Origin of the sequence: Pandoraea fibrosis (assembly GCF_000807775.2) — a bacterium.
Lineage (GTDB): Bacteria > Pseudomonadota > Gammaproteobacteria > Burkholderiales > Burkholderiaceae > Pandoraea > Pandoraea fibrosis.
Genome location: NZ_CP047385.1, coordinates 706,882 through 729,258 on the forward strand (window position 1 = coordinate 706,882; position 22,377 = coordinate 729,258).

The window sequence follows — 22,377 nt, forward strand, 5'->3', positions numbered from 1 at the left end:
GCATGACGATGGGAAGACGGGAATGAGAGAGGCCGTCGCGCGGGCGACGATGCATGCCCGCGCGAGGTAAAGCGAAAGACGACAGAGGCGGTGCGCTGCTGCGCTCGCCTCGCGCCGTCGGGATTAATGCTCGTGGTGCAGATACTTTGCCTGACGCGGCAGCCGCAAGCTCACGAGGAACGCTACGATCATCATGCCCGTCACGTACCAGTAGAACGTCGGCTCCATGCCGGCCTTCTTCAGGCCGAGCGCCACGTACTCCGCCGAACCACCGAAGATGGCGTTAGCCACGGCGTAGGCCAGGCCGACGCCCAGCGCACGGACTTCGATCGGAAACATTTCCGCCTTCACGATGCCGCTGATCGACGTGTAGAAGCTCACGATGGCCAGCGCCAGACAGATCAGCAGGAACGCGGCGACCGGGCTTTGCACCGTCTTGAGCGCCGTGAGAATGGGCACCGTGGCAATCGCGCCGAGCGCACCGAACAGCAGCATGTTGTTGCGGCGACCGATCTTGTCGGAGAGCATGCCGAAGATCGGCTGCATGCACATGTAGACGAACAGGCAGCCCGTCATGATGTAGCTGGCCGTCTTGATCGGCATACCCGCCGTGTTCACCAGATACTTCTGCATGTACGTGGTGAAGGTGTAGAAAATCAGCGAACCGCCTGCGGTGTAGCCCAACACCGTGAAGAACGCGGCCTTGTGATGACGGAACAGCCCGGCGATCGAACCGGCGTCGCGGTTGTTGCGGCTCGCGCTCGTCGACGTCTCGTGCAGCGTGCGACGCAGCATGAGCGCCACCACGGCCGTGATCGCACCGACCACGAACGGAATCCGCCAGCCCCAGGCCTTGAGTTCCGCCTCGTCGAGCAGTTGCTGAAGAATCACGACCACCAGCACGGCGAGCAGTTGGCCGCCGATGAGCGTCACATACTGGAACGACGAGAAGAAGCCGCGACGGCCCTTGAGCGCCACTTCGCTCATGTACGTGGCCGTGGTGCCGTATTCGCCGCCGACTGACAGGCCTTGCAGCAGACGCGCGAACAACAGCAGCGCCGGTGCCCAGTTACCGATGCTGGCATACGTCGGGAGCGCTGCGATCAGCAGCGAGCCGAAGCACATCATCATCACCGAGATGACCATCGAATTCTTCCGGCCATTGCGGTCGGCGATCCGGCCGAAGATCCAGCCGCCGATCGGTCGCATCAGGAAGCCGGCCGCGAAGACCCCCGCCGTATTGAGCAACTGTGCGGTGGGATCGGAACTCGGGAAGAATGCAGGCGCGAAGTAGATCGCGCAGAACGCATAAATGTAGAAGTCAAACCACTCGACCAGATTGCCCGACGATGCCGCGACAATCGCGAACACGCGTCTGCGGACTTCTTCCGGGGAAGGCGGCTGGGTGGCCATGGCGGCTTCGGTTGTAGCTGTGTCTCTCATTTCTACTGGCGATGGGGGCATCGCATTGATAACTACGTTTGCGACATGACGCGACATGGCGTTGACCTCATATGCATTTCACACACGAAGGACTTAGCAAGGATCGCGTCGCGGGGGCGGGGCCACTATAGCGGGTGTCGACGGGGGCAGACAATGCCTGTGCGTCGGATTGATTATTGCGAATATAGAAACAATTGCATGGATTGTTGCGTCGCAGCATGGTGATGATGCCCGCCGGGCGGCGGTTTGCGCGAACGTGTCGGGCGTTTCAATAGGCGGGACGACGCTGCGAAAATCGCGAAAATATTTTGTGTCCGCGATGGCCGATGCGGGATGGGGGGCTTATGCGTGAGCGTCGTGTGTATTTCTGCGCGGCATTCATAAGCATTTCGATAAGAAATGCTTAGGCGCGAACAGGGTGGCCGGTACGATGAGAGGCCGCACTATCTCAATGCTCTCGCGCCTGCACGCGAGGCGCCACCCCCGAAGTCATGCAAGGCGATACGTTATTGATCAAGTCGGGCGGCGCTGCCGCGCTGACCGAGTGGCAGCACCATTTCGCGCGGCTGATGCCCGGCCTGCGCGTGTATGGATGGGACGATCCGTTCGTCGATGCACGCAGCGTGAAGTACGCGCTGGTCTATCAGCCCGACCCTGGCCGTCTTGCCCACTATCCGCGCCTGCGCCTGATTCTCAGTGCTGCCGCCGGCGTCGACCATATCCTTGCAGACCCGGCGTTGCCGGCCAATGTCCCCATCGTCCGGATGGTGACGGAAGAGACTCGCGAGCGCATGAGCGACTTCGTGACGTTCGCCGCGCTGGCTGCCGTGCGGGACATGCCGGCCATCGTGGCCGCCCAGCGAGAGGGCCGGTGGGCCAGCGAACTGACGGGACGTCTCGCCCGCGACACGCGTGTGAGTGTGCTCGGATTGGGTGAGCTGGGACGTGCCGTCGCTACCCGTTTGCACGCCCATGGTTTCCGGGTGAACGGTTGGGCGCGCACATCGAAGGCGCTTGCCGATGTGCGGGTGTTCGCGGGGGACGCGCAACTCGATGCCTTGCTGGCCGAGACCGATATCCTCGTCAACCTGCTCCCCGACACGCTCGCGACGCGAGGTATTCTCGGACGCAAGCTGTTTGCGCGTCTGCCGGCAGGGGCAAGCCTGATTCAGGTCGGGCGCGGCGCGCATCTCGACCGGCAGGCGCTGCTCGATGCCCTCGACAGCGGCCGTCTGCGCTCGGCAATCGTCGACGTGTTCGACATCGAGCCGTTGCCGCCCGACGATGTGCTGCGCCGTCACCCCAGGATTCTCGTCACGCCTCACATTGCATCGACCGTATCGTATGCGGCGCGGGCGCGTCAGGTGGCCGACGTGCTGGGTGCGCATTTGCGCGGCGCGCCGTTGCCATTCGTCTACGACGCCCTGCGAGGATATTGACACCATGAGCCCCGTCTCACGCGACACTGAAGATGCCGCGGCGATCGCCCGTGGTGACGACGCCTACGAACGCATTCGACACGACGTGCTGACCTGCGTGATCATGCCGGGCGCCATCGTGAGCGAAGCGGAGTTGATGCGTCGTTACGACATCGCGCGCACCAGTTGCCGGGTGGCGCTCGTGCGACTGGTGCACGAAGGCTTCGCGCGAGCGATTCCGCGACAGGGGTATCGCATCTCGCCGATCACGCTGGCCGACGTCGAAGACATTTTCAACCTGCGCGCACAACTGGAGCCGATGGCGGCGAGACTCGCCTGCGGCAACGTGGACACCGAACTGCTCCAGCGTCTGGACGAGGCGTGCGAAGCGCCTCACGCCCACGAACCCATCGGTCATCAGATCGAATGGTTTCTGCATACCAACCGGAAGTTCCATCTGACGATTGCTGCGGCGAGCGGCAATGCGCGCCTTTATCGCACGCTGGCCGGTCTGATGGACGACATGGCACGCCTGGTCTCGCTTGGCTTCGGCGTGCAAGGCATCCGGCCACGCATCGAACACGATCACCGGGCGATCATTTCGGCCTTCGTGTCGGGCGACGCGACCCGCGCGGAAGCGCTCGCCCGGCAGCACATCGAGACGTTTCTCGCGCAGACAAAGGAACATGTCTTCGCCAGCCTTTCGACGTCGGGTACCTGGCTGCCGTACTTTTCGATTGCCGATCTGCGCCGGTAGACCGGGGCTCGAGTCCTATGATTGCCCCAACGCTGCTACGCCGCAGAGCGCGCCTGCGCGCTGTCCTCCCGGCGTCGACCCGGAATGGCATCGAGCAGCGCACGCGTGTAGGGATGCGCCGGTGTGCGGAAAATCGCAGCGGTATCGCCATACTCGACCACGCTACCCGACTTCATGACGGCAAGCGAGTCGCATAATTGCGCCGCGATGCGAAGGTCGTGTGTGATGAAGATCATCGACAATCCCAATTCCGACTTCAGCCGCGCGAGCAGTCGCAGCACTTGCGCCTGAACCGAGACGTCGAGCGCGGAGACCGGCTCGTCTGCCACCAGCACTTTCGGACGCATGGCCAGGGCGCGTGCCAATCCGATGCGCTGGCGTTGACCGCCGGAGAATTCATGCGGGAAGCGCTCAAGGGCATCGGCGCTCAGGCCAACCAGCTCGAACAGTTCGAGCGCGTGGTCGTGGGCCTGACGCGGCGGCTCACCGCGTGCGATCGGTCCCTGCGTGACGATGTCGCCTACCCGTCGACGCGGATTGAGCGAGCTGAAGGGGTCCTGGAACACCATCTGGATATCGAGTGCGGTACGGCGTGCGTTCGCGTCGAGCGAATCCGACGCCAGATCGGTGTCGCGATAGAGGATACGACCGGCATCGGGCGTCATCAGTCGGAGGATCGAGCGCGCCAGCGTCGATTTTCCCGAACCGCTCTCCCCGACGATCCCCAGTGTCTTGCCAAGACCCACATCGAGACTGACATCGCGCAACGCCGCGGCTTGCGCCTGTCGTTTCCTGCCGAGCCAGTGAGGTTTGGCGTAAGTCTTTTGCACTTGCTGGATACGCAGGACGGGCGGCGTGCCGTCGTCGCGTTTGTCGAGTTTCGTCGCGTTCGCAGTCACGGGCCCGGTAGACGAAGGCAGCGCCGGCACGGCCGCCATCAGCGCGCGGGTGTACTCATGCGACGGCCGCGTGAGGAGAGCATGCGCCTGCCCCTGCTCGACGATCTCACCGTGCCGCATGACCGCGACACGATCCGCGATTTCCGCGACCACACCGAAGTCGTGTGTGATGAAGAGAACGCCCGTCCCCTTGCGTTGCTGAAGCTCGCGAATGAGCGTGAGAATCTGCGCCTGCGTGGTGACATCGAGCGCGGTGGTCGGCTCGTCGGCAATCAGGAGTTCGGGTTCCAGCGCGAGCGCCATGGCGATCATGGCGCGCTGACGTTGTCCGCCGGAGAGTTCGTGCGGATAGCGCTTCGCCGCCTCGATGGGCGACGGGATGTGCACGGCGTCGAGCCACGCCAGCGTGCGGGCGCGAATGGCGCTGCCGGACAGCCGCGTGTGCGTGCGATACACCTCGGCGATCTGGTCGCCGATGGTGCGCAGGGGATTGAGCGCGGTCATCGGTTCCTGAAAGATCATGCCGATACGTGCCCCGCGCCAGCGGCGGCGCTCGGCTTCGGGCAGCGCCAGCAGATTGCCTTCGCCCTCCCACGCAATGCGTCCCGCGCTCGCTTGTACGCCCGGAGGCAACAGGCCGAGCAGGGCGCTGGCGGTCATCGATTTTCCCGAGCCGCTTTCCCCGACCATACACAGGATTTCGCCGCGCGCGAGCGAGAACGAGACGTCGCGCAGCGCATGCGGGCGATCTGCATTGGGTGGCAGGTCGAGGGTAAGGTGTTCGACGTCGAGCAGAGTCGTCATGGTGGCTGTCCGTAAGGTTCGCGACGGGGAAGCGAGGCAACGCGGCGCTCAGAGGCGCTGACCGCCGCTCGCGTCGAGGGATTGACCCGTGATCCAGCGCCCGGCATCGCTGGCGAGAAAGGCCACGATGTCGGCGATGTCGCGCGGCTCGCCAACGCGTCCCAACGCGACGGTCTGCGCAATGGCCTCTCGTGCGACCGGATCGCTCGCGCGCTTGTTCAGATCCGTGGCGGTCGCGCCCGGCAGCACTGCATTGACGGTGATGCCTCGCGCACCGAGATCGGCGGCGAGCAGCAACGTCAGCGCTTCCAGACCGGCCTTCGCGGGCGCATAGACGCTCATTTCGGGATAGGCGGCACGCGTGCCCATCGAGGAGATGTTGACGATGCGTCCGCCATCGCGCAGGTGCGGCAATGCATGCTGGATCAGAAAGAAGGGCGACTTCAGGTTCACCTGTAACACCCGGTCGAAGTCTTCCGGTGTCACGGTGTCGATGCGCGAGCGAAGGCCAACGCCGGCGTTGTTCACGAGGATGTCGAACCGGGGCGGCAGGTTGTGGGCAGCGAGCGCGCCCGTGAAGCGCTCGACCAGCAAGCGCGCGCCGTCGGCCGACGACAGGTCGGCTTGCACGGCAAAGGCACGGGCACCGCTGGCACGCAATTGGGCGACGAGCGCCTGCGCCTCGCTGGCAGCCGCGTGGTAGTGCACGGCGACCGTGGCGCCGCGCGCGGCCAGTGCCGACGCGATGGCGCGTCCGATGCCGCGGCTGGCGCCGGTCACGAGCGCGATCTTGCCGTCGAGACGGATCGGATCGATGGAATCAGGCAGAAGACTCATGACGCGAGGGCTCCGGAAAGCGTGAGGTTGTTGGCGAGGTCGTCACTCCATCCACGCGAGGCTTCGAGCGCTCGCGCCTGTTGCAACAGGGCGTGACGGTCGACTTTGTTGGTGCCCGCCCACGGCAGTTCGGCGACGAACGCGACCCGACGCGGGTGCTGATACGCCGGACCGTTCGAGAGCGCGTGTTGCTTGAGGGCTTCCACGCTCAGCGCGCTGCCCGGCTGACGCACGACAAAGGCCACGGGCACGGCGGCGCGTTCCTCGTCGGGTAAGGGCACGACACTGGCCTGCCGGACCTCCGGGTGCGCTTCGAGCAACTTCTCGACCTCCACCGGATAGATGTTCTCGCCGGCGCAGACAAACATGTCGTCGGCCCGGCCGACGAAGTAGAAGAAGCCGTTGGCGTCGCGGCGCATCACGTCGCCGCTGTAGTACCAGCCGTCTTCGAGCACTTGCGCCGATTTTTCCGGCAAACGGTGATAACCGTGCATGACCGCCGGGTTACGCATGCACAGCACCCCCTGATTCGCATCGGGGCCGTCGACGAGCTTCACCGTGTCGGGCGAGAGCGGATAGCCGAGTGCGAGCGGCGGCAGTGCGATGCCGTCGGGGTGCTGGCCGAAAATGCTTGGCCCGGCTTCCGTCGTGCCATAGCCGTGATGGATGTGGGTGTGCGGGAACGCAGCCTGAATCCGGGCAAGCAGCGCGGCACTCATCGGCGCGGAGCCGAGCATGACGCGCTTGAGGGCGGACACGTCGCGTCCGGCCAGTGTCTGCGGATCTTTGACGAGGCGCGCGAACATTGTCGGCACGGCCGTCAGTACCGTGATCCGATAGCGCTCCAGCGCATCGACATACGACGTCACGTCGAACGAGGGCAGGATGACGAGCGTGCCGTTCGCGGCGAAGGCGCGCTTCGCCATGAACAGGCCGTTCATGTGGAACAGCGGCTGCGCGAGCAGATAGCGCTCGGCCGCAGCGCTGTCGGGGCGCACGTAGGTCGCGCTCAACGCCCAGAGCTGGCCGGTATGCGTGAGCGGCACGCCCTTCGGCTTGCCGGTCGAACCGGACGTGTAGAGCATTTGCGCAACGTCGTCGTGCGCGGGGTGCCGCGAGTCGAAGCTCGCAGGCGGCACCTGCGCCGCGAAGCCATCGGGGCCGTCGTCGTCGAAGTCGATGACCGGCACGCGCGAGGCGAGTGCGTCGTGGCGCTCGGCATCGACGAACGCGAGCGAGATGCCGGCGTCGTCGATGACGTAATCGAGAATCTCGCGCGACTGCTTGATGTTGATCGGCACGGCGACGTAACCGGCGCGCATGATGCCGAAGTAGGCGATGAGGTACTCGGCACGGTTGAGCGACGCGATAGCCACGTGCGCGCCGTCGGGCAGGCCGCGCGCGCGCAGTGCCGCGGCGACACCGCCTGCCAGCCGGTCGATCTCGGCGTGGGTGTACTGACGCGGCTGATGCGCATCACGAAGGTCGATGATGGCCGTCGAGTCGAGGCCGAGGGTTCGGTCGACGAGATCGCCGAGGTTATGCCAGCGGTGTGTCATGAGAATCGGAATCGCAAAAATGGGGGCAGGGGAACATGAGGGCGAGGGCAACCGATAAGGTGACGAGCGTCGCACTCATCGCTTGCGCAGCGAAGGATTGAGGGCGTCGTTCAGGCCATCCCCTACGAGATTGAGTGCCAGCACTGCGAGCATGATCGCGAGGCCCGGCTCAGCGCACAGATACCAGGACGAGCGGATCAGCGTGCGGCCTTCGCCAATCTGCCGGCCCCAACTCGCAATATTCGGATCGCCCAGCCCGAGAAACGACACGACCGACTCGTAGAGAATCGCGCCAGCGACCACCAGCGTGCCCATCACCAGGACGGGGGGCAGTGCGTTCGGCAACACTTCGCGCAGGGCGATGCGCCACGGCGACAGCCCGACGGTGCGGCACGCCTGCACAAACTCGCGCGATTTGAACGACAGGCATTCGGCACGCGTGAGACGCGCGATGGCCGGCCACGACACCAGCGCCACGGCGATGATCGTGTTCTCGATGCGAGGGCCGAGAATCGCAACCACCGTGAGCACGAAAACGACGTTCGGCACAATCTGAAACAACTCGGTCAGGCGCATGAGCACTTCGTCGATCCAACCGCCCCACCACGCCGCGACGGCGCCGATGGAGACACCGATAACCGTCGCTGCCACGCTCGCGACCAGACCGATGGCGAGCGTGGCGCGCGCACCGTGCGCGAGCATGGCGGCAATGTCGCGACCCAGCGCGTCGGTGCCGAGCGGGTATTGCCATTGCTCGAACGGCCAGATCTCGGGCGAGGCGACAATGCGCAGCGGATCGCCCGGGTACCACCATCGCGCGCACACCGCGACGACAAGGATGGCGGCTAGCAATACCGCGCCGGCGAGCGCACCGCCATGGCGGGCGAATTGGTGCCACGCACCGCGCCGTCGCAAGGACGCGCGTGGCGGTGCCAGGGAATCGGACAAGTCGCTCGCGGTGAGCGTATCGAGCGTGGGTTCGGCAGAAGACGTCATGGGACAGACCGGGGTTCGTTACGGTAAAGCGCTACGGGCATTCATGAGGCATGCGTGCGAATGCGGGGATCGAGCCGCGTGTAGATGAGATCCACGGCAATGTTCGCGACGATGACGAGGGCGGAACTGAGCACGAGCAGCCCCAGCACGACGGGGTAGTTGCGGCTCATCACGCTGTCGAAGAGCACCCCGCCGATGCCGGGCCAACTGAACACGGCTTCCACGACGATGCTGCCACCCAGTACGGTGCCGAGCTGCAAGCCCAGCAAGGTGACGACGGGCAGCATCGCGTTGCGCACCATGTGCCGGGTGATCACGGCGCGGCGCGTGAGGCCCTTCGCCTGTGCCGTGCGCACGTGATCCTGTCGGGCGACTTCGAGCATCGACGCGCGCATCACGCGGGCGTAGGTCGCCGCATAGAACAGACCGAGGGTGAGGGCGGGGAGCGCAAGATGATGCAGGACGTCGAGCGCGGCATGCCACACCCCGGCGACACCCGTGCCGTAATCCAGGCCGATGGTTGTCATGCCGCCCACGGGGAACCACCCGAGCTTCACCGAAAACAGGATGATGAGCATGATCCCCAGCCAGAAGCTCGGCGCCGCGAAGCACACCACGGCCAACATCGATACCAGCGTGTCGCGCCACGTATTGACGTTGACGGCGGCGATGACACCGGCCGCCACGCCGACGATCACGGCAATCGCAAGACTCGCCAGCATCAACACGAGCGTGGCGGGAAGGTGCGCCATGATGACGTCGAACACCGGCAGGTTGTGGCGATACGAGTAGCCGAGATCGAGATGAGCCACCGCATCGATGTAGTGGAGCAGTTGTTGCCACAGCGGCTTGTCCATGCCGTAGGTCACGCGCAGACGTTCGATCAGTGCAGGGTCCGTGACCTGTTGTTCGGCCGTCATCACGTCGAGCAGCGTGCCCGGCACCGACTGGATCAGGCAGAAGTTCATGATGATCACGCCGAGCAGCAGCGGAACTGCCTGCAAGACACGGCGCAACAACAGACGCGTCACCATGGCAGCCGTCTCCTCACGAGGCGAGCCAGACGTCGGCCAGCGCGTCGCCCTGCACGTTGGCGCTGGTCGTCGCGCGTCGCACGTTGGTGCGCGAGAGCGTGAACGATTCCATCTCGACGAGCGGCACGAGCGGCACGTCGGTCGCCGCCAGTCGCGCGAAGTCGTGCGCGAGTTTCTGCCGCTTGGCGTTGTCCGTCTCGACCGTCAGACGGTCGACGAGGGCATCCATCGCCGGATTCGAATACCCGGTCGCGTTGCGGAAAGCGGCTCCCTTGACGATGCCGTCCGTCGTGAAGAATTGCGTGACCACCGGCACCAGTTCCAGCGGCGCGGTGAAGTTCGACACGGCAATGTCGTAGTCGTAATCGCTATAGATCCGCTTGAGCGACGTGGCACGGTCGAGCGAGTCGAGCTTCACGGTGATGCCGATATCCTGCAACGCCTGCTTCAGATACTGGCCGAGTTTGGCGTTCTCCTCGAACCAGGCGGCTGCGACCAGATTGATCGAGAAGCGCGAGCCGTTCTTGCGCGGCAGACCGGCCGCGTCGAGCAGGGCGTTCGCCTTTGCAGGATCGAACGGGTACTTCGGTACGTCGTCGGTGAAGAACAGGGGATTGCTGCGGAAGATCGGCGAGACGGCGGGCTTGCCACGACCGAAGTAGATCGTGTCGATGATGAACTTGCGGTCGATGGCGTGCAGAATCGCCTGACGGACTTCACGCCGCTTGACATGCTCGCGTCGCTGATTGAATTCGACGGTCACAGTCCACGCCGCGTTCTCGTACCCCTTCGTGTCGACCGCGATCTTGCCCGTCTTCACGAGACGATCGATGTCGCGCCCGGGCACCGGGTTGGAGAATGCGACGCCCAGCTCGCCGGTTTCGAGCGCCGCGGAGCGCGACGCGGGATCGCTCCACCAGCGGATGATGAGCTTGTCCGGGTAGGGTTGGGCCGCGTTCCAGTATTGGTCGTTGCGCGCGTAGGCCACATGGCTGCCACGCACCCATTGCCCATACTTCCATGGGCCTGTGCCGACAGGGGCGTTGTTCACGGGGTTCGTGATGATGTCCTTGCCCGCGTACAGATGCTTGGGCACCACCACCTGATACTGCCCGGCCAGAATCGATTTGAAGAAGAATTCCGGCACCGGTGTGGAGAACTCCAGCTTGACGGTGTGAGCGTCCGTGGCGCTTACCCGCTTGAGCGACTTGAGGGCGACACCTGCCGCAATCGGCTTCCAGTGTTCCTGCACGTTGTAGACCACGTCGTCGGCTGTGAACGGCTTGCCGTCGTGCCACTGCACGTTCTGACGCAGCGTGACGGTGTACGTCCTGAAGTCGCTCGACGCCCGCACGTCGGTGGCCAGCACCGGTTGAAACGCGAGCTTCTCGTCGATCTTGAGCAATCGTTCGAGAATCTTGGTCGACGTCATGAACGGGCTGGAGCCGCCGCCGCCCGGCACGAAAAGCGCCTGCGGCTCCAGGCCGCCCCAACTTGCCACGAGCGTGCCGCCGCGACGCGGTGCGGCGTCTGCCGCCACTGCCTGCGACGGTGCGATGAGCCAGCCGGCAGTGCCCGCGAGGGTCGCGGAGGTAGCGGCCAGCGCACTGCTGGCGCTGCGATACAGGAACTGACGTCGGGAAAGGCCCCGGGGATTGCGCATGATGAACTCCGGAAAAACGCGGCGCCCGTGCGTTTCCGCTGGCGCCTTCAATACTCGAATCGGTGATCGCGACGGTGGGCGTGTGGCTCAGGCCGGCGCCAGCGTGGCGTAGCTCGCGCGGCCGATGGCGACCAGCGCACCCTGCGCGTTGAACAGGTCGACGTCGGCCACACCGATGCTCTTGCCGAGGCGCCGCACGCGTGCCACGGCGCGCAGATCGGTGTCGATGGCCGGGCGCAGGTAGTCGACACGGAAGTTGACCGTCGGCAGACCACGTCCGACGAGCATGCCCACCGCGAAGTCGCCGACCGTATCGATGACGGCCGCGAGCGGGCCGCCGTGCCACTGACGTGTGCCCGCGCCACGCTCGAATGCGCTCTGAAACGGAATGTGGACATCGAGGGTCTGGGCGTCGTGATCGAGCGACGTCACGCGCATGCCGAGCCAGGCGATGAAGGTCGAGTTGTCGAACGCTTTCTGTACCTGGTCGACGGACAGTGGGGTGGTCGTCGTGCTCATGCGCCCACCAGCACCTTGCCGACGATCTGGCGATTTTCCAGCGATGCCAGCGCCTGCGCGCCGTCTTCCAGCGGCCACTTCTTGTCGACCAGCACGCGCAGCTTGCCGCTGGCCACCAGTTCGAGCAGTTCGTGGAGGTCTTCGCGCTCCCAGCCATTGGAGCCGCGAACCTGCAACTCGAATGTCCAGATGAAGCGCAGGTCTTCTTTCGGATCGAAGCCCGCCGTGGCGCCGCACGTCAGAATGCGGCCGCCTTGACGCAAGGTGCGCAGCGAGCGCGTCCACGTGTCGCCACCCGTGAAATTCACCACGACGTCGACGCCGCCGTTGAGCGCCGCACCGCGACGGCGCGCCGCCTTGCCGTAGCGCGCACGCACCACTTCAACGAAGTCTTCCTCGGTGTAATAAATGATGTCGTCGGCGCCCAGTTCGCGCAGGCGTTCGCCCTTCTCGCGCGAGCCGGCGCAGGCGATCACTTCGGCGCCGGCAAGTTTTGCCAGTTGCACGGCACACACGCCGACACCGCCGCTTGCGCCGAGGATCAGCACACGCTCGCCGGCTTTGACCTGACCGATGCGGTGCATCATGCGCAACGCTGTGCCATAGGCGACCGGCAGCGCGGCAGCGTCGTCGAACGACACGCCGTCGGGCAGGCGCACGAGTTGATGCTCGGGCACGCGGCACAGTTCGGCCAGACCGCCATGGGTCGTCTCGCCAACGAGGCCGCCCGTCACACGATTGATCGGGTCGACGAGTACGCGATCGCCGACCGACCAGCCCTGCACGCCAGGTCCGACGCTGGCGATTTCCCCCGCGACGTCCAGCCCGATGATGACCGGGAACGGCAGCTTGATGCCGGGCATGCCGCGACGGGTGAACACGTCGTGATAGTTCAGCGAGGAGGCGCGTACACGCAACACCACTTCGCCTTCGCCCGCGACCGGATCGGGGAAGTCGGTTTCCAGTTTCAGACGGTCGTTGTCGCCGTGTTCACGCAATACGATGGCTTTCATGTTGAGCTTTGAGTCGAATTCAGGGTGAGCGACGCCCTCGGGCAGTCGCCGATCCAAGTTGAAAAAAGGGATGAGTCGAGGTGGTGCGCGCCTAGCGGCGGCTAACGCCTGTCATGCGGCCGATGCCGCTCAAGCCGCCGTGGCAAGTCCTTGCAATGCTTGCGCCGTGATCTGCAACCCATGCGTGAGCACGCTGCTGCGCCAGACGGACGACACGGGCACGAAGGCATCGAGAACGTCGGCTCGTAACTGGCGATCACGCGTGGCGTCGGGGTGCGCCTTGGCGTGTGAGCGCAGCCATTGGTCGAGACGGTTCGCGACGCTCGCGTTTGCCCCTCGTGTGCCGAACTCCACCACCGCACCGATCACCGGCCGTCCTTGCGAAAACTGCTCGACACCACGGAACACCAGTCCCTGATAGTCAGGGCGGCGCAGTCCATGCGGGCGCTGATCGAGCACTCGCTCTGCGCCCCACCAGCGTGCGGCTTCGCGTTGCTCGATGCTGGCCTGCGCGTTAAAGCACAGGAAGAACGGTTCGCCATACTCGCCGATGCCCGTATGCCAGTCGATCAGACCGATGCGCTGCGCTTGCGACAGATCGCGCTCGACAATGGTCTGCAACGTGACGTTCGACCATTCGCGTGCGCGTCCGCCGTAGATGAGGCCGTCCGCATGGGTGTACTGGCCGCTGGCTAGGGTATTGAACAGCGCGTCCGGGCCGTGCTCGCTGCGAAACGCGTCGATGGCGAGCGCGCTTTGTGCGAGACCGTCGGTGGTCCACTCGGCGGGAATCAGATGCGCGTGCAGCGACGCGTAATGCACGTTGACGGGATGTGCGCGGTCGTGATCGATGAAGTTGCGGTTCAGATCGACGTTGTTTTCGGTCGTGCGTGTTGCGTGCGCGAAGCCATAGGGATTGAGCGCATGCACGAAGGTCACGGCGACGTCGGCGGGCAGCGACTTGGCCGCGTGCGTGAGCCAGGCGGTCTGCACGGCGGAGCCGGCGCCGCCTTCGAGGCCGTGTGTGCCGCTGATCGCAAGGAGTTGATGCGGCGCGTGGGCCGGGCCGAGTCGGGCGACGTCGATGCTTAACTCGCCCCCATCCGGTGCTTTGGCGTCGGGGTGCACATAAGTGCTCAGGCTGGCCCCGGCGCGGTCGGCGGCGGCGCGAAAGCGCTGGCGTGCGTCGGCATAGTCGACGCCGAACGCCTGCCACCAGGTCGGTTGACCGCTCATGCGCCGTCTCCTTCGACAAACTGGAGCGCAACGTGGAAGCCATCGGCGGCAGCCACGAGAACGGAGCCATCGGGCAGCGGGGTCCAGGGCACGCCGTTCTCACGCAGCGTGGCTTGTGTCTGGGTGAGCGAGCGTGTGCGCAGGACAAGGGCGACATTGCGCTCGCTGCCGTCATCCGTCGTTTCGACCTTGCCAAAGCGCTGCTCGGCCTCGGCGGGCGTGACGAACTGCACGCGGGCGCGGCCGGCCGTGAGCGAATAGCCCAACGTGCCCGTGGCGGCGAGGACACCGGGGCCGAAGACACGGTCATAAAGCGCGGCCGTGACCGCCGGGTTCGGCGATGCAATCACGAAGCCGACGATGTCGGTCACGCCGTTCGGATGGTCGCGCCATTCGTCGCGCCAGACATGTTCGGGCGTGAAGTGGTGGCAGAAGAAGGTGCGGCCGTTGCGCACCAGCTCGCTGGCCAGACGCACGGTACGGAAGCGGGCGTCTTGTGTGGTGCCGTCCGGCAGCCGCACGGGGCGGAAGAATTCGGCGGGCGTTTCCACGCCGATACCGCGCGCCTGCAATTCGGCGAACAGACCCTGCGAGTCCTGCGTCTTGAACACGAGACCTGTCAGGCCTAGCGGGGCTTGGGTAACGTCGGGGCGTGCGGTCGACTTGCCTGCCTCGTAACCGAGCAGTTCGAGGTAGTTTTCCCCGAAGATGGCCAGATGGTTGCTCGTGCCGAGCGAGTGATGGCCACGTTCTGTGAGGGCGAAGCCCAGCCGACGGTAAACGTCCACCGAGGGGTCGAGTTCGCCTTTGACGTTGATGACAACGTGATCGAGAACCGGTGCGGGAAGCTGACTCATGCCGGATCTCCGGTGCGTTGACGATGGGGCGAAACGAGGGAGGCAGGGCAGGTGAAGGCGACGTAGGCAACCGGTAACGCGCCCAAGGCAGAACGACTAGACACGACAACTCCCGACAAGGAAAGGACGACGCGTCCATTCTAGAGGCCTTGGGAGGGGAGTCCAAACGATGGATTTTGCTTTGCTTAGTGCCGGGTGGCCCAATCGTGAGGCCCTCACGACGACCGAGGGCGCCCGTCAGACCTTCGTATGGAACTGGGCGAGCAGATCGAGAAAGAGGTCAAGGGCACGGGTTCTCGGGCGCGAGGCTTCCGTGATTGCGCTGATCGCGTTTTCGTATTCCGGGCCTGACGGCACCCGTGCGAGCGCATAGCGCTTCGGAAACGACGCCGCGTAATACTGCGGCAGCAGCCCGACGTAATGTCCCGACAGTACCAGCATGGCCACTGCCTCCAGTCCCGACGCCGTGGGCCCGCGCGTCAAGCCCAGCGAGTGCAGGGCTTCATGGACAAATGGCTGGGTGCGATACACGAGCGGCAGCGTGGATGCGTCCTTGATCCGGTGACGCGCCACGTATAACTGATGACGCTCGATGAACAGCGGCTGGTAATGAAATCCCGCCTCGCGGCGGTACATGCCGCGAATGGCGATCTGCACCCGGCGCTCGCGCAACGCGAGATCGAGTTCGTTGAACGTCATGACGGTCAGCTCGACCTTCACGTCGGGCGCCTGTGCCTTGAGCGCAGCCAGCGCCTCCGGAATGTGACAGCCGACGTCGGACACGATGTGCTCCACCATGCCGATGGACAGGGTGCCTGACAAAACCCCTCGCACGGCGTCGATTTCGGGACGAATTCGCTCCAGCGACTTGAGCGCGTCGCGCGCCAGTTCCAGCGCGACCTTGCCCGCGTGAGTGAGCACGAACCCCGATGGGCCGCGCTCGCAAAGGCGTGTGCCCAGCGTCTCCTCGACCTCACGGATGTGGCGGCTGATCGAGGCCTTCGACATATTCAACTGCTTTTCCGCCGCAGCGAAACCGCTGGCCTGCGCTACCGCACAGAAGATGCGCAGCGATCGCAGGTCCCGCTCGCTGAAATCACGATTTGCCACGGGTTAACTCCCATCGGAGACGCCAACGCCGTGACGGGGGGCGCCTTTCAAAAGGTTTCATTTTTTGAAACCATACCAATAAAAAAATCATTTTTCATGATCTTTTTGCCCGCATACATTGAGTCGGACAGGCACATCGAGGCGATGCGCCAGACAGATTTGACACCCACACGACGCGAGGCAAGCTATGAAGACCTGGTCCAGACGATCCTTTGTAAAGGCGACGCTTGCATCGAGCGCCGCATTGGCGTTGCCGGCACTGCCGACGCTCGCGCATGCCGAAGGCGGCACGCTGGCGGACATCAGGAAGCGCGGCAAACTCACCGTCGGTACCGAAGCGGCCTACGAGCCGTTCGAGTTCGTCGAAAACGGTCAGGTGGTCGGTTATGGGCATGACGTGCTGGAACTGATGGCCGCGAAGCTCGGTGTGAAGCTCGAGCAGATGAATCTGCCGTTTCAGGGGTTGCTGCCGGGCCTGATGTCGCACAAGTTCGATTTCGTCGCGACGAGCGTGGGCATCACGCCGGAGCGCGCCAAGCGTTTCGCTTTCAGTCAGCCCGTGGGGGTCGTGCGCTCGGTCCTGATGGTGCGCGCCGACGATGTGGCGATCAAGCAGGACATGGACATTGCCGGCAAGACCATCGGCACCCAAATGGGCTCGTCGTCGCAACCGGTGGCCGACGAATTCGAGAAGGAACTGAAGGAGAAGACGGGCAAGGGCTATGCGGGCACGCGATTGTTCCAGGCGTACCCGGATGTCTCGAACGCGCTCGCCAACAAAACGATCGACGTGGCGTTGATGCCGTCGAATATCGCTGCCGTTCAGATGCGCAGGCAGCCGAACGTTTTCCGCATCGCCAGCGCCATCGGGCAGCCGAAGTTGCTCGCCTGGGTCGCCAATCCCAACGATCTGGAGATTCGCAAGTTCATCAACGACTCGCTCGACGAGTTTCGCGCGAACGGCAAACTGGCGGCGCTGCAGAAGAAATGGTTCGGCGCTCCGATGGATACGCCGCGAGAGAACTATCTCCCGCAAGGTGCCATTTGACGTCCGGGGCCATGTTCGACTGGCTCGGTATGGGCGGCGTGATCGCTCCGTTTCTCGAAGGTGTGGTTTCGGGAACGGCAATCACCCTGGCGGCGTCGGCCGGTGCTTTCGTGATCGGTCTGGCGCTCGGCATCGTGCTGTTGCTCGCGCGCATCTCGCCGTTCGCGCCGTTGCGTGGGCTCGTCGTCTTATGGGTGAGCCTGATTCGTGGCACGCCGGCGCTGATTCACATGCTGATCGCGTACTACATGGTGCCGGCGTTGTTCGACATCTCGATCTCACCCATCACGGCCGGGATCGCCGCGCTTGCCTGCAACACGAGTGCCTACATCGTCGAGATTCTGCGCGGTGCGCTCGGCACGATCTCGCACGGACAACGGGCAGCCGCTTACGCAATGGGCATGCGCGCCACGCAGGTCTGGACGCACATCCTGTTGCCGCAGGTCATCTATCGCGCCATTCCGCCGCTGACCAGCGAGTTCACGATTCTGCTCAAGGCGTCGTCGCTGATGTCGATCATTGCCGTGCCGGAACTGGCGACCGTGGCGCGCAATGCCACGTTGCAGACCGACCTGCCGTTACAGGTGTTCGCGATCACCGCCGCCGTCTATTTCGTCCTGCTGTTCTGTATTTCGGCCGCCTCGCGGATTGGCGAGCGCCGGGTTTCGAGGATGCTGCCCCATGGCCATTGATTTCTCCATCGTGCGCGAAGCGATCCCGGTCCTGCTCGAAGGTCTGCGTGTGACCTCGCTCGTGAGCGTGATCGGCATACCGCTTGGCATCGTGATCGGCATCGCGGCGGCTTACTCGGCGCAGTCGAACTCGCTCTTGCGGCCCGTCGCGCTGGGTTACGTCGAGTTGGTGCGCAACATCCCGTACCTGATCCTCGTCTATCTGTCGTTCTTCGGGCTGCCCAAGCTCGGTGTGAACGCGTCGGCCATGGCGGTGGCGGTGGGCTGCACGGCGTTTTACACCGGCGGCTATTTCTGCGAAATCCTGCGGGCGGCGCTTCGCAGCGTGGCCCGTGGGCAAACGCACGCTGCGCTCTCGCTGGGCATGACCTACTGGCAGACGCAGCGACACATCATCGCGCCGCAGCTATTCGGCTTTCTCATTCCTCCGACGACCAGCCTCGTGATCATGATGTTCAAGGACTCGGCCATCTTCTCGGTGATGAGCTTGCCCGAGATGACCTATCAGAGCAATCTGCTCACGGCCAATACGTTCGCCTATGTCGAAGTGCTTGGCACTACGGCCTTGATCTACTGGGTCAGCAGCGTGTTGCTGGCCAGCGTTGGGCGACGTCTGGAAACCGTGGTCGGGCGACGTACCCGACACGCCTGACGTCCCCTGATTCCCACCCAAGGACCCTCTCATGACGACTTACACCGTTGCCCCGCGCGTCGGCCATCCGACCCTGTTGTACTCGGAGCTGGACCTCGATATCGACAACCTCAAGGCTGACATCGCCGTGCTGGGCATGCCCTATGGCGCGCCCTACGCCGCGTCGGATTTCAGCAACGACCAGACAAACGCGCCTTCCGCCATTCGGCAGGCGACGGACCGCGTCGTGCGCCGGCCGGGCCATTACGACTTCGACATCGATGGCCCGTTGCTTCAGGGGCGCACCGATATCCGCTTCGTCGATTGCGGCGACATCATCCCGGATCTCACCAAGCCGGGCGAGCACTATGCCCGGGCCGAGACGGTGGTGCGGCGCATCGCAGCGGGTGGCGCCATGCCTATCGTGCTGGGGGGCGATCACGGCATCACCACACCGGTGTTGCGCGGTCTGGATCAGCGGGGACCGATTACGCTCGTGCACATCGATGCGCATCTCGATTGGCGCGATGAAGTGAACGGCGTCCGGGAAGGGCTCTCGAGCCCGATTCGACGCGCGTCCGAGATGGCGCACGTCGATCGCATCGTGCAGATCGGCCTGCGCGCGCAGGGGAGCGGCCGTCCCGAAGAACTGGTCGCGGCGCGCGCTTACGGGGCGGAATTGGTGACGGCTTACGAGTTGCACGACATCGGTATGGACGCTGTGCTCGCGCGCATCCCCGACGGTGGCAACTACTACCTGACCATCGACGCCGACGGGCTCGATCCGTCGACGATGCCAGCCGTCGCGGGGCCTGCGCCGGGCGGTGTGACGTTCGTGCAGGCGCGCAAGCTGATTCACGGACTGGTTCGCAAAGGGCGTGTGGTCGGTATGGACATCGTGGAGATTCAGCCTGAAAAGGACGACGCCAACCAGATTTCCTGCATCACCGCCGGCCGTCTCATTCTCAATCTGATCGGCGCGTCGATCCGTGCGGGGCACTTCGACAAATGAGTACGGCACAGCCCATTATCGAAATCCGCGACGTCGACAAGTGGTACGGCGCGCATCACGTGCTCAAGCAATGTTCCACCCGGGTTGGCAAGGGGGAGATCGTGGTGGTTTGCGGGCCGTCCGGCTCGGGCAAGTCGACGCTGATCAAGACCGTCAACGCCCTGGAGCCGTTTCAGAAGGGTGACGTCGTGGTCGCCGGAACGTCGCTCACCGCCAGGTCGACGAATCTGCCGAAGCTGCGAAGCAAGGTCGGCATGGTATTCCAGCATTTCGAGCTGTTCCCGCATCTGGATCTCACGCGCAATCTCACCTTGGCGCAGCAGATCGTCCTGGGACGCGACGCCGGTGCGGCGCGCACCAAGGCGCGTGCGCTACTCGATCGCGTAGGTCTGTCGGCGCATGCACACAAGTATCCGGGCCAGTTGTCGGGCGGTCAGCAGCAGCGTGTCGCTATTGCACGCGCGTTGTCGATGGACCCGATGGCGATGTTGTTCGACGAGCCGACGTCGGCACTGGATCCCGAAATGGTCAACGAGGTGCTGGACGTCATGGTGGAACTGGCGCGCGAGGGCATGACGATGATGGTCGTCACACACGAGATGGGGTTTGCGCGACGCGTGGCGCATCGCGTCGTGTTCATGGAAGACGGCGCCATTATCGAGGACAGCCCGACCGACGTGTTCTTCAACGACGCGGCCAGCCCCGCCGCCAAGCGGTTTCTCTCCAAGATTCTGGCCCATTGACCGCGCGCTGCGCCCGCATCACATTCCGCATCCCTACCGAGACATCATGACGCATACCCGAATTCGCAAGTTCAACACCCGCGAGACCTACCCTGAGCAGAAGCTCGACAACGATCTGTGTCAGGCAGTGATTGCCGGCAACACCATCTATCTGCGCGGCCAGATCGGTCAGGACCTCGATACCCGCGAGTCCGTGGGCATTGGGGACGTGACCGTACAGACCGAGAAGGCGATGGCGAACGTGGCGATGCTGCTCGACGAGTGCGGCAGCCGGCTCGAAGATATCTGCAAGGTCACGGTGTACATCGTCGATCCCCGTTACCGGGAAGCGGTCTACAACGTGATGGGCCGCTGGCTCAAGGGCGTGTTCCCGGTGTCGACCGGGATTGTGGTGCAGGCCTTGGCGCGTCCGGAGTGGCTGGTCGAAATCGATGTGACGGCCGTGAAGCCTGCGGCGTGAGACGCACGCGTGCAATGTGTGATCGGCGTGTGGCCGGTCGCACATTGCATTCGGGAGGGCGGTCGAGCTCAGAAGCGGCGTTTGACGTACACCGTCGCACCGATATCGTGCTGGCCCAGCAGGGGTACGCGGGCGGTCGCCGAGACTGTCCAGTCCTGCGTCTTGAGCGCCAGGCCTCGCTTCGGATCGGAGCCGAGCTTGTCGTTGGCGTTGTCCCACTGCACGAGAGACAGCCGCGGCGCCACGGACGGGCCAATGCTCAGGTAGTTTCGCGTCGGTTGCACCGCAGGCTTCTCCGTTGACGTATCGACCCAGCCCATATGCCGAGCGTCGGTGACGGGCGCGGCGTTGTTGATCGATTCGATACGTGTGTAGAGGAGCGTGTTGTCATCGGGCCGCGTGGCCGTGTCGAGACCTTCGCGGCCGAATGGGTACAGTGTGACGGGAACAGCCGGGACCGCAGCCACAGACACGGGCGGGGCAGGCGGCGGAACGTGGACGGGGAGCGGCGCGGGGCCAAGATTGGCCAATATCATCTGTTCGGATGAGTTCGAGTCGGCACCACCAGCGATCGCCACGCCGCTCAACGTGACGACACATGCGCCGATCATCCATTTGCCTAGGCACGTCATGGACATGCCTCCCGTGAAGGAATGGAAACGCTAGTTCATCAGCCCCATTTGGCTTTCTCACACGACCTTCGTATAACGAACCGTCTTTCGCGGTTTGCACGCATCGTGTGCACTTAGGAAGTGTAGTCAGTCATTTGCATCGCGCCACCCCGATTTTTACCGAGGTCGACCTGGACGAAACCTCGGAGGCCCGAAGAACCTTGTCGGGCGTGAATGTTGTGTTTGCGTCCTCAGCGCTGCCTCGGGTTTGTCCCGACGCTTTCCTGATCGGCTGTTTTCGCATCGGGCGCTTTCGGCCGTTCGGCAATCCCGTCGATGAAGACGCGCAGGCGGGCCAGCAGGTCGGGGAAAATCGACTGACAATCGCTATTTGCCGGCCGACAGCGACGGCGTTAGCCGTTATCGGTGAAACGGGCGTCCTCATGGTCGGCAATCGAGCGGATCGTTCGTGCCGGATTTCCGCCCACAAGCGTGTTCGGGGGAACATCCTTCGTGACGACCGATCCTGCTGCGACAACTGAGTTTTCACCAATCGTCACGCCGCCGATAACCGTTGCGCCCGCTGCAATCCACACGTTTCTCTCAATCACGATAGGCGTTGCGACGACGCCGTCGTGCCGCCGGGACGGCGATATGGGATGGCCGGATGTGATGAGGCTAACGTTCGGCCCAATCATCACATCGTCGGCAATGTGGAGTCCGCCGAGGTCGTAAAACGTGCAATTCTGATTGATAAAGACATTGCGCCCGATACTGATATCGCCCCCACCTGTTGTATAGAACGGCGGTATCAGCAAAAAGGTGTCGTCGACCCGTTTGCCAATGAGATCGCCGAACAAGGCGCGCACGGCGTCGGCATCGTCGAACGTCAACTGATTGAGTCTGGCGGTGATCGCCATTGCACGTTTGACGTTTGCCGACATAGCTGCCGACTCCGGCGTTTTCCGGAGAATTATTTTGGTGCGCTCATCCTTCGCCATTTGTCTTTTCCTTCGGCAGACACGAGGTACGGCC

22 protein-coding genes are annotated in these 22,377 nt (G+C 64.0%); 8 read left to right on the plus strand and 14 right to left on the minus strand.

Annotated elements, in window-relative coordinates:
• Positions 1-123: 123 nt before the first annotated feature.
• The gene (locus tag PI93_RS03115) at positions 124-1,413 is read right to left on the minus strand and encodes an MFS family transporter (protein WP_144400198.1); all 1,290 of its coding nucleotides are present in this window, start codon (positions 1,411-1,413) and stop codon (positions 124-126) included.
• A 521-nt stretch (positions 1,414-1,934) separates the two neighbouring features.
• Between PI93_RS03115 and PI93_RS03120 the strand changes: the two genes are divergently transcribed.
• Complete coding sequence (locus PI93_RS03120; protein ID WP_039368217.1) at positions 1,935-2,882, plus strand: 2-hydroxyacid dehydrogenase; 948 nt, start codon at positions 1,935-1,937, stop codon at positions 2,880-2,882.
• Positions 2,883-2,886: 4 nt separating this feature from the next.
• On the plus strand, positions 2,887-3,618 hold the full coding sequence (locus PI93_RS03125; protein ID WP_039368219.1) for a GntR family transcriptional regulator: 732 nt from the start codon (positions 2,887-2,889) through the stop codon (positions 3,616-3,618).
• A gap of 35 nt (positions 3,619-3,653) precedes the next feature.
• Here the strand turns inward: PI93_RS03125 and PI93_RS03130 are convergent, their stop codons facing one another.
• From PI93_RS03130 to PI93_RS03180, 11 genes are all read right to left on the minus strand, one after another.
• Positions 3,654-5,321 carry an ABC transporter ATP-binding protein gene (locus PI93_RS03130; protein WP_039368221.1) on the minus strand — a complete coding sequence of 556 codons (1,668 nt, stop codon included), beginning with the start codon at positions 5,319-5,321 and terminating at the stop codon, positions 3,654-3,656.
• Between the two features lie 48 nt (positions 5,322-5,369).
• The gene (locus PI93_RS03135) at positions 5,370-6,158 is read right to left on the minus strand and encodes an SDR family oxidoreductase (RefSeq protein WP_052240528.1); all 789 of its coding nucleotides are present in this window, start codon (positions 6,156-6,158) and stop codon (positions 5,370-5,372) included.
• Positions 6,155-7,717 (minus strand): class I adenylate-forming enzyme family protein, encoded by a 1,563-nt coding sequence (locus PI93_RS03140; RefSeq protein WP_039368223.1) that lies wholly within the window; start codon positions 7,715-7,717, stop codon positions 6,155-6,157. The genes PI93_RS03135 and PI93_RS03140 overlap by 4 nt, the downstream gene beginning before the upstream one ends.
• Positions 7,718-7,792: 75 nt before the next feature.
• Positions 7,793-8,713: an ABC transporter permease gene (locus tag PI93_RS03145; RefSeq protein WP_080759100.1), complete on the minus strand. Its 921-nt coding sequence runs from the start codon at positions 8,711-8,713 to the stop codon at positions 7,793-7,795.
• A gap of 41 nt (positions 8,714-8,754) precedes the next feature.
• The gene (locus PI93_RS03150) at positions 8,755-9,747 is read right to left on the minus strand and encodes an ABC transporter permease (RefSeq protein ID WP_039368225.1); all 993 of its coding nucleotides are present in this window, start codon (positions 9,745-9,747) and stop codon (positions 8,755-8,757) included.
• Positions 9,748-9,760: 13 nt separating this feature from the next.
• A complete protein-coding gene (locus tag PI93_RS03155) occupies positions 9,761-11,410 on the minus strand; it encodes an ABC transporter substrate-binding protein (protein WP_039368228.1) in 1,650 nt (549 codons plus the stop codon).
• An 87-nt stretch (positions 11,411-11,497) separates the two neighbouring features.
• Positions 11,498-11,929, minus strand: coding sequence for a PaaI family thioesterase (locus tag PI93_RS03160; RefSeq protein WP_039368233.1), 432 nt, complete (start codon positions 11,927-11,929; stop codon positions 11,498-11,500).
• Positions 11,926-12,942: a quinone oxidoreductase family protein gene (locus PI93_RS03165; RefSeq protein ID WP_039368237.1), complete on the minus strand. Its 1,017-nt coding sequence runs from the start codon at positions 12,940-12,942 to the stop codon at positions 11,926-11,928. The genes PI93_RS03160 and PI93_RS03165 overlap by 4 nt, the downstream gene beginning before the upstream one ends.
• 129 nt (positions 12,943-13,071) lie before the next feature.
• Positions 13,072-14,178 (minus strand): M14 family metallopeptidase, encoded by a 1,107-nt coding sequence (locus PI93_RS03170; protein ID WP_039368240.1) that lies wholly within the window; start codon positions 14,176-14,178, stop codon positions 13,072-13,074.
• Complete coding sequence (locus tag PI93_RS03175) at positions 14,175-15,035, minus strand: VOC family protein (RefSeq protein WP_039368243.1); 861 nt, start codon at positions 15,033-15,035, stop codon at positions 14,175-14,177. Before PI93_RS03175 ends, PI93_RS03170 begins: the two co-directional genes overlap by 4 nt.
• A 237-nt stretch (positions 15,036-15,272) precedes the next feature.
• A complete protein-coding gene (locus PI93_RS03180) occupies positions 15,273-16,145 on the minus strand; it encodes a LysR family transcriptional regulator (RefSeq protein WP_039368245.1) in 873 nt (290 codons plus the stop codon).
• 187 nt (positions 16,146-16,332) lie between these two features.
• Between PI93_RS03180 and PI93_RS03185 the strand changes: the two genes are divergently transcribed.
• From PI93_RS03185 to PI93_RS03210, 6 genes are read left to right on the plus strand one after another with little or no spacing between them, the layout of a single operon-like run.
• Positions 16,333-17,193, plus strand: a complete 861-nt coding sequence (locus PI93_RS03185; protein WP_039368248.1) for a transporter substrate-binding domain-containing protein — start codon at positions 16,333-16,335, stop codon at positions 17,191-17,193.
• 11 nt (positions 17,194-17,204) lie between these two features.
• Entirely contained in the window at positions 17,205-17,885 is a 681-nt protein-coding gene (locus PI93_RS03190) for an amino acid ABC transporter permease (protein ID WP_039368251.1), read from the plus strand.
• Positions 17,875-18,537: an amino acid ABC transporter permease gene (locus tag PI93_RS03195; protein WP_039368254.1), complete on the plus strand. Its 663-nt coding sequence runs from the start codon at positions 17,875-17,877 to the stop codon at positions 18,535-18,537. The genes PI93_RS03190 and PI93_RS03195 overlap by 11 nt, the downstream gene beginning before the upstream one ends.
• 31 nt (positions 18,538-18,568) lie before the next feature.
• Positions 18,569-19,528: an agmatinase gene (locus tag PI93_RS03200; RefSeq protein ID WP_039368258.1), complete on the plus strand. Its 960-nt coding sequence runs from the start codon at positions 18,569-18,571 to the stop codon at positions 19,526-19,528.
• Between the two features lie 14 nt (positions 19,529-19,542).
• Entirely contained in the window at positions 19,543-20,271 is a 729-nt protein-coding gene (locus PI93_RS03205) for an amino acid ABC transporter ATP-binding protein (RefSeq protein ID WP_144400206.1), read from the plus strand.
• A gap of 46 nt (positions 20,272-20,317) precedes the next feature.
• On the plus strand, positions 20,318-20,731 hold the full coding sequence (locus PI93_RS03210; RefSeq protein WP_191623320.1) for a RidA family protein: 414 nt from the start codon (positions 20,318-20,320) through the stop codon (positions 20,729-20,731).
• Between the two features lie 68 nt (positions 20,732-20,799).
• On the opposite strand, the gene PI93_RS03215 is transcribed toward PI93_RS03210, so the two are convergent.
• Entirely contained in the window at positions 20,800-21,363 is a 564-nt protein-coding gene (locus PI93_RS03215) for a hypothetical protein (RefSeq protein ID WP_144400200.1), read from the minus strand.
• Positions 21,364-21,755: 392 nt separating this feature from the next.
• Positions 21,756-22,343 carry a sugar O-acetyltransferase gene (locus PI93_RS03220; protein WP_039368266.1) on the minus strand — a complete coding sequence of 196 codons (588 nt, stop codon included), beginning with the start codon at positions 22,341-22,343 and terminating at the stop codon, positions 21,756-21,758.
• Positions 22,344-22,377 lie beyond the last annotated feature (34 nt).

Bases quoted from the DNA above. Each gene is read 5' to 3' on its own strand.
- PI93_RS03115 (WP_144400198.1), bottom strand. From the start codon at position 1,413: ATGGCCACCCAGCCGCCTTCCCCGGAAGAAGTCCGCAGACGCGTGTTC.
- PI93_RS03120 (WP_039368217.1), top strand. From the start codon at position 1,935: ATGCAAGGCGATACGTTATTGATCAAGTCGGGCGGCGCTGCCGCGCTG.
- PI93_RS03125 (WP_039368219.1), top strand. From the start codon at position 2,887: ATGAGCCCCGTCTCACGCGACACTGAAGATGCCGCGGCGATCGCCCGT.
- PI93_RS03130 (WP_039368221.1), bottom strand. From the start codon at position 5,321: ATGACGACTCTGCTCGACGTCGAACACCTTACCCTCGACCTGCCACCC.
- PI93_RS03135 (WP_052240528.1), bottom strand. From the start codon at position 6,158: ATGAGTCTTCTGCCTGATTCCATCGATCCGATCCGTCTCGACGGCAAG.
- PI93_RS03140 (WP_039368223.1), bottom strand. From the start codon at position 7,717: ATGACACACCGCTGGCATAACCTCGGCGATCTCGTCGACCGAACCCTC.
- PI93_RS03145 (WP_080759100.1), bottom strand. From the start codon at position 8,713: ATGACGTCTTCTGCCGAACCCACGCTCGATACGCTCACCGCGAGCGAC.
- PI93_RS03150 (WP_039368225.1), bottom strand. From the start codon at position 9,747: ATGGTGACGCGTCTGTTGTTGCGCCGTGTCTTGCAGGCAGTTCCGCTG.
- PI93_RS03155 (WP_039368228.1), bottom strand. From the start codon at position 11,410: ATGCGCAATCCCCGGGGCCTTTCCCGACGTCAGTTCCTGTATCGCAGC.
- PI93_RS03160 (WP_039368233.1), bottom strand. From the start codon at position 11,929: ATGAGCACGACGACCACCCCACTGTCCGTCGACCAGGTACAGAAAGCG.
- PI93_RS03165 (WP_039368237.1), bottom strand. From the start codon at position 12,942: ATGAAAGCCATCGTATTGCGTGAACACGGCGACAACGACCGTCTGAAA.
- PI93_RS03170 (WP_039368240.1), bottom strand. From the start codon at position 14,178: ATGAGCGGTCAACCGACCTGGTGGCAGGCGTTCGGCGTCGACTATGCC.
- PI93_RS03175 (WP_039368243.1), bottom strand. From the start codon at position 15,035: ATGAGTCAGCTTCCCGCACCGGTTCTCGATCACGTTGTCATCAACGTC.
- PI93_RS03185 (WP_039368248.1), top strand. From the start codon at position 16,333: ATGAAGACCTGGTCCAGACGATCCTTTGTAAAGGCGACGCTTGCATCG.
- PI93_RS03190 (WP_039368251.1), top strand. From the start codon at position 17,205: ATGTTCGACTGGCTCGGTATGGGCGGCGTGATCGCTCCGTTTCTCGAA.
- PI93_RS03195 (WP_039368254.1), top strand. From the start codon at position 17,875: ATGGCCATTGATTTCTCCATCGTGCGCGAAGCGATCCCGGTCCTGCTC.
- PI93_RS03200 (WP_039368258.1), top strand. From the start codon at position 18,569: ATGACGACTTACACCGTTGCCCCGCGCGTCGGCCATCCGACCCTGTTG.
- PI93_RS03210 (WP_191623320.1), top strand. From the start codon at position 20,318: ATGACGCATACCCGAATTCGCAAGTTCAACACCCGCGAGACCTACCCT.
- PI93_RS03215 (WP_144400200.1), bottom strand. From the start codon at position 21,363: ATGACGTGCCTAGGCAAATGGATGATCGGCGCATGTGTCGTCACGTTG.
- PI93_RS03220 (WP_039368266.1), bottom strand. From the start codon at position 22,343: ATGGCGAAGGATGAGCGCACCAAAATAATTCTCCGGAAAACGCCGGAG.